Below are 11,637 nucleotides of genomic sequence, written 5' to 3'. Positions count from 1 at the left end.
AGGGACAGACCCGTACGCTGGGCGCATGAGTACGTCACAGGCGCGGAGCGGACCGGTCGGACTGCCGCGGTGGGATCGCTGCGCCGTCATGGGTGTGGTGAACGTCACGCCCGACTCGTTCTCCGACGGCGGGCAGTGGTTCGATCCGGAACTGGCGGTGAAGCACGGCCTGGACCTGGTCGCGCAGGGCGCTGACCTGGTCGACGTGGGTGGGGAGTCCACCCGGCCCGGAGCGGCGCGGGTGGACGAAGCGGAGGAGCTGCGCCGGGTGATCCCGGTGGTGCGCGAGCTGGCGGCCTCCGGGGTGCTGGTGAGCGTGGACACGATGCGCGCGTCCGTCGCCGAGCAGGCGGTCGCGGCCGGCGCCCGGCTGGTCAACGACGTCAGCGGCGGCCTGGCCGACCCGGCGATGGTCCCGGTGGTCGCGTCGGCCGCGGTGCCGTTCGTGGTGATGCACTGGCGCGGCCGCAGCATCGACATGAACAACCGCGCGGTCTACGGCGACGTGCTCGGCGAGGTGCTCGCCGAGCTGCGGACCGGGCTGACCCGGGCGCTGGAGGGCGGCATCGCGCCCGAACGGATCGTGGTCGACCCGGGCCTGGGCTTCGCGAAGACCGCCGAGCACGACCTGACGCTGCTCGCGCACCTGCCCGAACTGGCCGCGCTGGGCCGCCCGCTGCTGGTCGCCGCCTCCCGCAAGCGGTTCCTCGGCCGGGTGCTGGCCGGGACCGCGCAGGCCGCGCCGCCGCCGGCCAGGGAACGGGACGCGGCGACCGCCGCGGTGACCGCGATCGCCGCGCGCGAGGGCGCGTGGGCGGTGCGGGTGCACGAGGTGCGGGCGAGCGCCGACGCGGTACGGGTGGCCCGCGCCATCGAGGCCGCCGGCTCCGGCGCGGTCGCCGAGACCCCCGAGGGACAGGCGTGACGGGGCGTACCGCGGAGTCGCGCGCGGTCGAGCGGGCCAACCAGGCGTTCTACGACGCGATCGAGCACTCCAACCTCGACGAGCTGGAGGCGGTCGTGCTGACCGGCCCGCTCGCGGAGTCCGTCTCGACGGTGCACCCCGGCTGGCCGGTGCTGCGCGGGCGGCGCGAGGTGATGCGCTCGTACGCGCTGATCATGGCGAACACGGAGTACATCCAGTTCTTCCTCACCGACGTGGAGGTCGCGGTCGACGGCGACGCCGCGCTGGTGACCTGCACCGAGAACATCCTCACCGGCGGCCCCGCCGAGGAGGACGGCTCCGCGGGCGCCCTGGTCGGCGGCCTGGTGGTCGCCACGAACATCTTCCGGCGCACCTCCGAGGGCTGGCGGCTGTGGGCGCACCACGGCTCCCCGGTGCTCGCGGAGGAGGATGACGACGACGAGGACGACGACATCGCGGCCGACGACGTCGACGCCGCCATAGAGGACGTGCTCGGCGAGGTCCTGGAGGCCGCGAAGGCCGACGACGAGGACCTGGACGGCGGCGCCAACGGTGCCGACGACGGCGCCAACGACAACGGTGGCGGCGACAACGACGGCGGCGACGGTGGCGCCACCGACGGGCACGGCGAAGAGGCCGGCGACGGCACCACCAAGGCCGATGACGGCGACGACGGCAAGGACGACGGCGACCACGGCGACGACGGCGGCGAGGACGGCCGCGGCCGGCGCGGCGCCGGCGACGGTACGGAGGAGTGAGCAGCGTGGACCGGGTCACACTGCGCGGGCTGAGCATCCGCGGCAACCACGGCGTGTTCGACCACGAACGGGCGGACGGCCAGACCTTCGTGGTCGATCTCGCGCTCGGCCTGGACACGTCCGCGGCGGCGGCCGGTGACGACCTGACGCGTACCGTGCACTACGGTGTGCTGGCCGAACAGGTCGCGGCCGTCGTCTCCGGCGAGCCGGTCAACCTCATCGAAACCCTCGCCCAGCGCATTGCCGACACGTGCCTGGGGCACGCTCAGGTGGAGGAGGTGGAGGTGACCGTGCACAAGCCGGACGCGCCGATCACCGTGCCGTTCGACGACGTGACCGTGACGATCACCCGGAGGCGCCCGTGAGTGCGGAGAATCCCGACGACAGCACCGGACACGCCCCTGAGTTCGGGGTGGCCGATCCGACCGTGCAGCCCGTGCCGGCCGAGGTGACCGCCCGGGTCGACGCCGCCGACAGCACCCTGCAGAACCCGCGCACCGCGGTGATCGCGCTGGGCGGCAACCTGGGCAACCGCCTGGAGACCCTGCAAGGCGCCGTGGACGCCCTGGAGGACACCCCGGGGGTGCGGGTCAAGGAAGTCTCCCCGGTGTACGAGACCGAGCCGTGGGGCGTCCCCGAGGGCAGCCAGCCGGCGTACTTCAACGCGGTCGTGGTGGTGCGCACCACGCTGCCGCCGGCCTCCCTGCTGGAGCGCGCCCACGCCATCGAGGAGGCGTACCTGCGGGTGCGCACCGAGCACTGGGGCCCGCGCACCATCGACGTCGACATCGTGGCGTACGACGCCTGCGTGTCCGACGACCCGGTGCTGACCCTTCCGCACCCGCGGGCGCACGAGCGGGCCTTCGTCCTCGTGCCGTGGCACGACGTGCAGCCGGCCGCCGTGCTGCCCGGCCGCGGCCCGGTCGCCGAACTGCTGGCCGCGGTCGGCGACGGCGGCGTACGGCGGCGCGGCGACGTGGAACTGCGGCTGCCCGAATAATCGTTGGGACCTGCGCCGGCATATTCGGCGAGTACGTACGCGAATCCCGTATCCGCGTACCGGAACGTGTGGAAAGACGTGGAGGCGGACACCCGGTGAGGACCCTGCGGATCAGGACGCTGGCCGGCATCTTCGTGGTCGCGGGTGTGCTGTCGTGGGCGGCGGCGAAGTTGTGGGACACCTTCGGGACGCTGCCGGGGGTGCCGCTCGCCGCGCCCGTCGTGCTCGCGCTGATCGCCGCCGCGCTCTTCGCCACCGCGCTGTCGATAAGGTCCCGGCTGCGGGCCCAGCGTGAGCGGCAGCCCGGCGCGAAGGGCGTCGATCCGCTCGCCGCCGCCCGCGCGGTCGTCTTCGGGCAGGCCAGCGCGCTGGTCGCGTCCCTCGTGGTGGGGATGTACGGCGGCACCGGGATCTTCCTGGTGATGTACAAGCTCGACATGGACCCCCGGCGGCAGCAGGCCATCTACGCGGGGCTGGCGGTGCTGGCCGGGATCGCGGTGGTGGCGGCGGCGCTGTTCCTGGAACGCGTCTGCCGGCTTCCCGAGGACGACGACCGGCAGCACGGCACGCCCGCGCAGCGCTCCCGCTGAGCCGGACCCGGCAGGCGGTCCGGCGGGGCGGAGTCCTCGGCGGTGGATCGGCGGGGCGGACCCGGCGCGGACTCTCGTGGTGGATCGGCTGGGCTGATCCAGTGAGCCGGTCCCGTGCGGGCGAGCCGCGTGCGCCGGGCCGCCGCCCGGTTCGGCCGGAGATGGTTCAGTCCGTTCCGTGAACGGCACGCGCCTGCTTCTGCACCGGAGGGTCCATCTCGACCTCCTCCGGTACGCGGGCTGCGTGTGTACGGCCGCGCGCTGACGCGCGCCCTCGGCCCACCGTTCGCCCGCGCGTCGTCCGCGCATTCCTCCCTTCGGGTGGTACCCATGTCCGCCGTTCCCGCTGCCTCTCCCGTGTCCTCCGCCGGCTCCACGGCCGTCGCTCCGGCGACTTCCGCTCCGGCGACTTCCGCTCCGGCGGCTCCCGCCGAGGGACTTCAGGCCCCCGCGCCGGCCGTGTCCCCGGCGCCCACCGCCGCCGAACTCCTCGACTTCGCCCGCTCGATCGCCGCCGACGCCGCCGTCGTGGCCGAACTCCCGCTGGACGCCGAAGGCCGCACCTGGCGGCGGCTGGAAGGACCCGGCGGGGCCGAGGCGTGGCTGATCGGCTGGCCGCCCGGCGCCGAGACCGGCTGGCACGACCACGGCGGCTCGTACGGCGTCTTCGTCACCGCCGCGGGCGAGTTGACCGAGCACTCGCTGGCGGTCCCGCTGCCGACCGAGGGCTGGCGGTCGCTGGAACTCGCCGACGGCGTGGACCGGCGCCGCGTCCTGCCCGAGGGCAAGGGCCGCGCGTTCGGCCGCGAGCACGTGCACCAGGTGGTGAACGTGTCCGAGACCACCCACGCGGTGTCCGTGCACGCGTACTACCCGCCGCTGCCGCTGATGCGCCGCTACAGCCGCAAGGACAGCACGCTGCGGCTGGAGTTCGTCGAGCGCCCCGAGGAGTGGTGACACGGATGACCGGCGCACAGGGCGGTCCTTCCGGGGTTCCCCGCTCGATAGCGGACCATCTGGCCGCCATACGCACCCGGTTGGCCCGGCTCTCCCCGGCCGAGGCCGCCGCGGCCGCCCGCGACGGCGGCGCGCTGCTGGTGGACATCCGCTACGGCGCGCTGCGCGACCGCGACGGCACCGTGCCCGGCGCGGTCATCGTGGAGCGCAACGAACTGGAGTGGCGGCTCGACCCGGAGGGCTCGCACCGCCTCCCGCACGCCACCGGCCACGACCTGCCCGTCATCGTGTTCTGCAACGAGGGTTACGCCTCGTCGCTGGCGGCCGCCTCCCTGCAGGACCTCGGCCTGCACCGCGCGACCGACCTCGTCGGCGGCTTCCAGGCGTGGCGCGCGGCGGGCCTGCCGGTCACCCCGCCGGACGGCCGTCCGACCGTTCCGCACCCGCCGATCGCGCCGGGCGCCCACCCCGCGCGGTGACCCCCCGACCGGCGGTCCTGACGCGTGGGGCCCCGGGTGACCAAGATCCAATATGTCCGTGCGCACGTGCCGTGTCCGATCGTGCGCGGTGGGTGACGAACGTGCGCAACGGTACGGCCAAACCCCCCGAAAATTAGGGCCCCGGGCCCCCACGGAAGCCTTGCGCACGCTAAATTTCTGGCCATGCCCCGTGGACGTCACCGCCATTCCCAGCCGCTGCACCGGATGATGCCGCCGCTGACCGTCGCAGGCACCGCGGCCGTACTGGCCGTCATATCAATCTTCGCCGGTGATACGGAGCTGCTGCGGGTGCTCGCGGTGGCGATCGCGCTCGTCGCGGTGGCCGGGGCGCTGCTCGCGCGGACCTGGGACCGTTCGGCCGGGCGCGAGGTGGCGGAGCTGATCGCGCTGCGGACCCGCGACGAGTGGAAGACCGACGAGCGGGTGGCCGAGCTGGAGACCGACCTGGAGGAGTCCAGGGAGATCCGCGGCCGGCTGGAGAAGAAGCTGCGCGGCAAGCGGTCGGAGCTGGCGCGGCTGCGCTCGGAGCACGCCGATCTGCTGCGGCGCTACGCCACCGCGGAGAGCGAGCGGGCCCGGGCCCTGGAGGCGCGGCGCCGGCTCCAGCGGGAGGGCGCCACGCCGCCCCGGATCGCGCTGGGCACCGGGGTGGCCGCGGTCGGCCCCGCCGCCTACCTCAAGGCCGCGGACGCGCTGCGCAACCTCGCGCGCAACTCCGCCACCCAGCAGGCGCAGCGCACCGTCGAGGACGCCCGGCGCCGGGACGCCGCGGCCGCGGACGAGCCGCAGGGCAAGCACGCGTCGGGGTCGCAGGCGCTCCCGGTCCGCGAGCACCGCCTGGTGCCCGCGGCCACCGCGGCGGCCGTCCTGCCCTACGCCCAGCCGGGCCGCTCCACCGCCGCCCAGGCCCATCGCGCGGTCGGCGGCTTCGACTTCTTCGGTACCCACAAGTCGCTTCCCGCGGCCGCCCCGGTGCCGCTCGCCGCGCCCGCCGCGATCCCCGCGCCGGCCGCCGAGCCCGAGCCCGCCGCCGAGCCCGAGGCAGTCACCGCGTCCGAGGCCGTCACCGCGCCCGCGTCCGCGCCGGCCGCCACGCCCGACCACGAGCCGGCCGCGGCCGAGGTGATCGACCTCACCGCCCACGACGACACCGAGCAGCTCGACGTCAGCGACCTGCGGGGCGCCGCGCGCTGACCGCCGAGGCGCGCTGGCCGCCTCCGCCGGGACGGCGGCAACGGCGCCCGGGCACCGGCTACTTGTCGATGTCGCCGACGACGAAGAACATCGAGCCGAGGATCGCGACCATGTCGGCCACCAGCGTGCCCGGCAGCAGCACGTTCAGCGCCTGGATGTTGTTGAACGACGCCGAGCGCAGCTTCAGCCGGTACGGGGTCTTCTCGCCCTTGGACACCAGGTAGTAGCCGTTGAGGCCGAGCGGGTTCTCGGTCCAGGCGTAGGTGTGGCCCTCGGGCGCCTTGAGGACCTTCGGCAGGCGCTGGTTGACCGGGCCGGGCGGCAGTTCGGCGAGCCGGTCCAGGCAGGCGTCGGCCAGCGCCAGCGCGTTGTGGGTCTGCTCCAGCAGCACCTCGAACCGGGCCAGGCAGTCGCCTTCGGTCCGGGTGGCCACCTTCAGGACGTCGCCCAACTCCCCGTACCCGAGGTACGGTTCGTCGCGCCGCAGGTCGAAGTCGACGCCGGAGGCGCGGGCGATCGGCCCGCTCACCCCGTACGCGTGCACGTCGGCCGCCGACAGCACCCCCACGCCGCGGGTGCGGCCGCGGAAGATCTCGTTGCCGACCACCAGGTCGTCGAAGCGGCCCATCCGCGACCGCACGCCGGCCACCGCGGCCCGCGCCCGCCCGGTCCAGCCGTTCGGCAGGTCCTCCTTCAGGCCGCCGACCCGGTTGAACATGTAGTGCATCCGGCCGCCGGAGACCTCCTCCATCACACGCTGCAACTCCTCGCGCTCGGTGAACGCGTAGAAGATCGGCGTGATCCCGCCCAGCTCCAGCGGATACGACCCGAGGAACATCAGGTGGTTCAGCACCCGGTTCAGCTCGGCCAGCAGCGTCCGGAGCCACACCGCGCGCTCGGGCACCTCCATGCCGAGCATCCGCTCGACCGCGAGCACCACGCCCAGCTCGTTGGAGAACGCCGACAGCCAGTCGTGCCGGTTCGCCAGCATGATGATCTGCCGGTAGTCCCGCGCCTCGAAGAGCTTCTCCGCGCCGCGGTGCATGTACCCGACGATCGGCTCCGCGGTCCTGATCCGCTCCCCGTCCAACACGAGCCGCAACCGCAGCACCCCATGCGTCGAGGGATGCTGAGGCCCGATGTTCAGCACCATGTCCGTGCTCTCGGCCGCCCCACCGACCCCGACCGTCGTCTCCGTCATGCCCCCATCCTCTCAGGCCGCCCGACCGGCTACGCCGTCGGCGGATTCGCTGGGACGGGGACCGGGGTGGAGGGAGGGTGGGGGGATGGAACTACTTGTGCTGGGTGGGACGGAGTTCGTCGGGCGGGCCGTGGTCGAGGACGCGGTGGAGCGCGGGTGGGGGGTGACGGTGTTCAACCGGGGAAACCGGGAGGTGCCGCCGGGAGCGCGGGGCCTGCGCGGGGACCGGGCGAAGGGGGAGTTGGGGGAACTGGCCGCGGGGGAGTGGGACGCGGTGGTGGACACGTGGTCGGGGGACCCGGCGGCGGTGCGGGACGCGGTCCGGGTGCTGGGCGGTCGGGTCGGCCGGTACGGATACGTGTCGAGCCGGTCGGTGTACGCGTATCCGGCGGGCGCGGGCCTGGACGAGCACGGCGCGCTGGTCGACGGCAAGGGCGACGACTACGCCGACGTGAAGCGGGCCGGCGAGATCGCGGCGCAGGAGGCGTACGGCGACGCGGCGCTGCTGGTGCGGGCCGGGCTGATCCTGGGGCCGTACGAGAACATCGGGCGGCTGCCGTGGTGGCTGCGGCGGATCGCCCGCGGCGGTGAGGTACTGGCGCCCGGGCCGCGGGATTTGGCCCTGCAGTACATCGACGTACGGGACCTGGCCGGCTGGACGCTCGACGCGCTGGCCGCGGGCCTCGGCGGGCCGTACAACCTGGTCAGCCCGTCCGGGCACACCACGATGGGCGAGCTGCTGGAGACGTGCGCGCGGGTGACCGGCTCGGACGCGGCGCTGCGCTGGGTGGCGCCGGAGGTGGTCGAGGCGGCCGGGATCGAGCCGTGGACGGACCTGCCGGTGTGGCTGCCGCCGGGCGAGCTGCACGACACGCTGCACCGCGGCGACGTGCGGAAGGCGCTGGGCGCGGGCCTGCGCTGCCGTCCGGTCGGGGAGACCGTCGCGGACACCTGGCGCTGGCTGGAGGGCATCGGCGGGGTGGCGCCCCAGCGGCCGGACCGCGAGCCGGTGGGGCTCGACCCGGAGGTGGAGCGCAGGGTGCTCGACGGGCTCGGCGAACTCGCCGGCTGACGCACGGCATCCGGCGCACGGCGTCCGGCGCACGGCATCCGGTCCGCTCAGGTCCGCGCCGGTCCGCTCCGGCGCACTCCGCTCCGCTCAGCCGGACTGGTAGATCGTCGTGCACAGCAGCGTGCTGCCGTCGTTCACCAGCCAGGCCCAGTACCGGGTCCGGTCGCTCGCCCCCTGCACGCAGTTGTTCGCGGAGGCGCCCGACGGGGCCCGGTAGACGCCCGATATCCACATGACCTGGTTGTACGGCACCGGGACCTGCTTCGCGGTGCAGTCCACGGCCGTCATCGGGCCGATGCTGATGGAGTCGCCGGACTGCGTGCCGAGCAGGCAGTAGTGCGGGAGGAAGACGCGGGTGAGGCACAGCCGCGTGGTGTCGCCCGAGGACGCGGAGTAGTAGCTCCACGACGACTTGCCGGTGCCGCTCGGGCAACTGCCGCCGGTGCGGCTGGTGACCTGGACCAGGCCGCCCCACTGGCCCGAGCAGGACACCGGGCTCGGCGGGACGGAAGCGCTCCACGCGATGGTGCTGCCACCGCGGCCGGTGTCGTAGACCGGCAGGCAGTCGCCGACCGGCACGGCCTTGAACGCCTCTTCGGTCGGATCGGGCGGCGGGGTCGTGGTGGTGGGTGCGGGAGGCGTCGTGTCCGGGACGGTGTCGCCGTCCGAGCCGTCCGAGCTGCCGACGGAGCCGCCCGAGTCGTCCGAGCCGCCGTCCGACGCGGTGCCGGCGTCGTCGCCGCCGGTGCTGTCCGAGGCGGCGCCGGCGTTGCCGGTGTTCGGGTCGTCGGACGAGAGGCCGCTCCCGCCGGACGAGAACGCGTTCGCCGACGCGTTGCCCGTCGCGCCGGCGGTCGAGCCCGAGCCGTGGTGGCCGGTCCAGGGATGCCAGGCCACCAGCGCGACCAGAAGCACGACGGCCAGCAGCATGCCGCTGACGGACTCCCCCTGCTTCGACTTGGCCGCGGCGGCACGGCGTTCGGCCGCGCGCTGGTCGGCCTTGCGCTGCTCGGCCTTCTTCTGCTCGGCTGCGCGCCGCTCGGCGGCCAGTTCCTCGGCTCTGCGCTGCTCCGCCCGGCGCTGTTCCGCTCCGCGCCGCTCGGCCTTCTCGCGTTCCGCCTTCTCGCGCTCGGCCTTCTTCCGGGCCGCCTCCGCGGCGGCCGCCGCTTCCGCCGCCTCCTGTTCGGCCCGCCGCTGCCGCTCGGCCTCGGCCGCCTTCGCCCGTGTCGCCGCGGCCAGTTCGCGCAGCTCCCGCTCCCGCTGCTCGCGCGCCTGGCGGGCCTGCTCCTCCCGCTCCCGGCGGGCCGCCCGCTCCCGGGTGTCCACGAGGGTGGGCGCCGGCGGCGGCAGCGGGCGGGTGTGCTCGTCGGCCATCGCGACGGCGCCGCCCTCGTCCAGGTCCAGCGCCCGACCGTGCGCCTCGTACGCGTCGATCAGCGCCGTCCAGCGCACCGGCAGCCGGTGCTGCGCGCCGCGCGCCGCGGGCGCCCGGTCGGCCTCGTCGATGAAGCGCACCAGGAGTTCGCCGAGGGTGGGGCGCGCCTCGGGTTCCGCGGCCAGGGTCGGGTGGATCAGCGGGGCCAGCGCCGGCGGCAGACCGGACAGGTCGAGGGTGCCGGCCTGCACCCGGGCCAGCCGTTGCAGCGGGCCGTCGTCGGTCTCCGGGTAGGGCGCGCGGCCGACCGTGAGGTGGAAGAGGGTCGCGCCCAGCGAGAACACGTCCGACGCCTGGGTGGAGCGCCGGCCGAGCGCCTGCTCGGGCGAGGTGTAGTCGATGGTGCCCAGCGTCAGCGAGGTGGTGGTCTTGTCGATCGCGTGCGAGATGCCGAAGTCGATGACCAGCGGCCCGGTCAGCGGCAGCAGGATGTTCTGGGGTTTGACGTCGCGGTGCACGACGCCCTTGTCGTGCAGGGCCAGCAGGGCCTGTACGGTGCCGGCCGCCAGCCAGGGCAGCGCCTCGGGCGGCAGCGGGCCCGCCGCGCGGACCAGGTCGCCCAGCGACGGCGCGGGCACGTAGTCGATGGCCATCCAGGGCCGTTCGGCCCGGGCGTCGGCGTCGAGCAGGCGGGCGGTGTAGGAGCTGTCCACCCGCCGGGCCAGATCCACCTCGCGGGCGAAGCGCTTGCGGTCGGGCTCGCTGACCACGCCCTCCGCCAGCAGCGTCTTGACCGCGACGAGCGGGCCCTCCCGCTGGGGCCTGGCCAGGTAGATCCGCCCCATGCCGCCGGTGGTCAGCCGCCACAGCAGCCGGTACGGTCCGAGCCGCCTCGGGTCGTCCTCGCCGAGCGGCCTGATGCCGATACCGGCCATGCCCCCGCCTCCCCCTGGCCCCTGCTGACCCGTCCCGCGTCCCTGGGTGACACGACGGTCGCGCCCTGCGCGGTTGCAGACGGGGCGGACGAACGCGGGGAGGAGAAAGGGAGGAAGGGTGAACGACCCGCGGAGGGAAGCCTGTCGGCGGGCCGGGCGGCGCTCAGTCCGCGGCCGGCGGCCGCAGCAGGTCCGCGCACCCGGCGCCGACGGCCGTGGCGAGCCACAGGAAGTCGCCGAGGCCGCCCTTCGCGGTCAGCTCGGCCGCTTCCGTGGCGGCGGCCAGCGCCCGCAGATAGGCGGGCGCGTCCTGCGCGGCCAGGGCGAGCGGGGGCCGCTGCCCGCGCACCCCCAGCGCGTGCAGTGCCTCGCGCTGCGTGGTCAGGGTGCCCGGGAGCGCGTCCATCGCCACGTGCGCGGTCAGGTCCATCGAGCCGTCCGGCACGGCGACGGCCTGGCGGCCGTCGCGATACCCCGTCAGGGTGCCCAGCGCCGGGCGGGCCGCCGCGGTGTGGCCGTAGTCCACCGCCACCGCCAGGCCCGCGGCCAGCGCGGCGACGGCCCGCCGCCAGGCCGCCTCACGGTCGCGGCCGATCTCCGCACGCCGGTCCGGCCCGCCGCCTGCGCCCAGCGGCCACCACCGCTCCAGCCACCTCGCGTCCTCGCCGCTCACCCGGGCGCCCAGGCGTTCCGCGCCGTCCGCCCGCCGCACCTCGACGTAGCGGGCGTGGCCGTCGGGGCCGGGCGCGGCGACCGGCAGGGGAACGTTGTCCAGCCATTCGTTGGCGAACAGCAGGCCGCGCGCGCCCGCGGGAGGCTCGGCGGTCCAGGCGACACGGGGGTCGAGCCCGGCCGGGCGGGCGGAGCGCTCGACGGCGTGCACGCGTACGCGGGCCGCGAGCGACGGCGGGAGGGCGGCCAGCACACCGGCGGCGAGTTCGCCCGAGCCCGCCGCCATGTCGACGAAGTCCAGCTCCGCGGGGTGGCCGAGCGCGGTGTCCACCCGGGCGAGGAGTTCCGCCACGGCGCCGGCGAACAGCGAGGACGCGTGCACGGAGGTGCGGAAGTGATCGGCGGGCCGCTCCCGGCGGAAGAATCCACCGGGGCCGTAGAGTGCCAGCTCCATCGCG

At 75.0% G+C, this 11,637-nt stretch carries 11 protein-coding genes and 1 pseudogene; 9 read left to right on the top strand and 3 right to left on the bottom strand.

All coding sequences use genetic code 11. The features are described from left to right. Positions 1-25: 25 nt before the first annotated feature. The 8 genes and pseudogenes from folP to ACIPAE_RS33125 all read left to right on the top strand — a co-directional run bounded on the left by folP (position 26) and on the right by ACIPAE_RS33125 (position 5,924). Complete coding sequence (folP, locus tag ACIPAE_RS33160) at positions 26-925, top strand: dihydropteroate synthase (protein ID WP_328465270.1); 900 nt, start codon at positions 26-28, stop codon at positions 923-925. Beyond that, positions 922-1,383, top strand: a pseudogene (locus ACIPAE_RS33155) (nuclear transport factor 2 family protein); the annotation flags it as partial. The gene folP and the pseudogene ACIPAE_RS33155, both read left to right, overlap by 4 nt. A 305-nt stretch (positions 1,384-1,688) precedes the next feature. Continuing rightward, entirely contained in the window at positions 1,689-2,048 is a 360-nt protein-coding gene (gene folB, locus ACIPAE_RS33150) for a dihydroneopterin aldolase (RefSeq protein ID WP_328465268.1), read from the top strand. Beyond that, positions 2,045-2,683, top strand: a complete 639-nt coding sequence (folK, locus tag ACIPAE_RS33145) for a 2-amino-4-hydroxy-6-hydroxymethyldihydropteridine diphosphokinase (RefSeq protein WP_329368147.1) — start codon at positions 2,045-2,047, stop codon at positions 2,681-2,683. The genes folB and folK overlap by 4 nt, the downstream gene beginning before the upstream one ends. Positions 2,684-2,778: 95 nt before the next feature. Further along, positions 2,779-3,273 carry a DUF3180 domain-containing protein gene (locus tag ACIPAE_RS33140; RefSeq protein WP_328465264.1) on the top strand — a complete coding sequence of 165 codons (495 nt, stop codon included), beginning with the start codon at positions 2,779-2,781 and terminating at the stop codon, positions 3,271-3,273. Between the two features lie 330 nt (positions 3,274-3,603). After that, positions 3,604-4,230, top strand: a complete 627-nt coding sequence (locus ACIPAE_RS33135; RefSeq protein ID WP_402450362.1) for a cysteine dioxygenase — start codon at positions 3,604-3,606, stop codon at positions 4,228-4,230. 5 nt (positions 4,231-4,235) lie between these two features. Further along, positions 4,236-4,709, top strand: coding sequence for a rhodanese-like domain-containing protein (locus ACIPAE_RS33130; protein ID WP_402450360.1), 474 nt, complete (start codon positions 4,236-4,238; stop codon positions 4,707-4,709). Positions 4,710-4,892: 183 nt separating this feature from the next. After that, positions 4,893-5,924 carry a hypothetical protein gene (locus ACIPAE_RS33125; protein ID WP_402450359.1) on the top strand — a complete coding sequence of 344 codons (1,032 nt, stop codon included), beginning with the start codon at positions 4,893-4,895 and terminating at the stop codon, positions 5,922-5,924. A 58-nt stretch (positions 5,925-5,982) separates the two neighbouring features. Here ACIPAE_RS33125 and ACIPAE_RS33120 read toward each other — a convergent pair whose 3' ends face one another. Beyond that, complete coding sequence (locus ACIPAE_RS33120) at positions 5,983-7,125, bottom strand: NADH-quinone oxidoreductase subunit D (protein WP_402450357.1); 1,143 nt, start codon at positions 7,123-7,125, stop codon at positions 5,983-5,985. A gap of 85 nt (positions 7,126-7,210) precedes the next feature. Here ACIPAE_RS33120 and ACIPAE_RS33115 point away from each other — a divergent pair, with 85 nt between their 5' ends. Beyond that, positions 7,211-8,197, top strand: coding sequence for an NAD-dependent epimerase/dehydratase family protein (locus ACIPAE_RS33115; protein ID WP_366412895.1), 987 nt, complete (start codon positions 7,211-7,213; stop codon positions 8,195-8,197). Positions 8,198-8,284: 87 nt separating this feature from the next. On the opposite strand, the gene ACIPAE_RS33110 is transcribed toward ACIPAE_RS33115, so the two are convergent. Both ACIPAE_RS33110 and ACIPAE_RS33105 read right to left on the bottom strand, forming a co-directional pair. Continuing rightward, positions 8,285-10,507, bottom strand: coding sequence for a serine/threonine-protein kinase (locus ACIPAE_RS33110; RefSeq protein ID WP_402450354.1), 2,223 nt, complete (start codon positions 10,505-10,507; stop codon positions 8,285-8,287). Between the two features lie 163 nt (positions 10,508-10,670). Next, entirely contained in the window at positions 10,671-11,633 is a 963-nt protein-coding gene (locus ACIPAE_RS33105; RefSeq protein WP_402450419.1) for an SAM-dependent methyltransferase, read from the bottom strand. Positions 11,634-11,637: the final 4 nt, after the last annotated feature.

Origin of the sequence: Streptomyces sp. NPDC087270 (assembly GCF_044744625.1) — a bacterium.
Taxonomy (GTDB): domain Bacteria; phylum Actinomycetota; class Actinomycetes; order Streptomycetales; family Streptomycetaceae; genus Actinacidiphila.
Note: the sequence above shows the minus strand (reverse complement) of the source record. Positions and strands in the feature narration are given on the sequence as shown.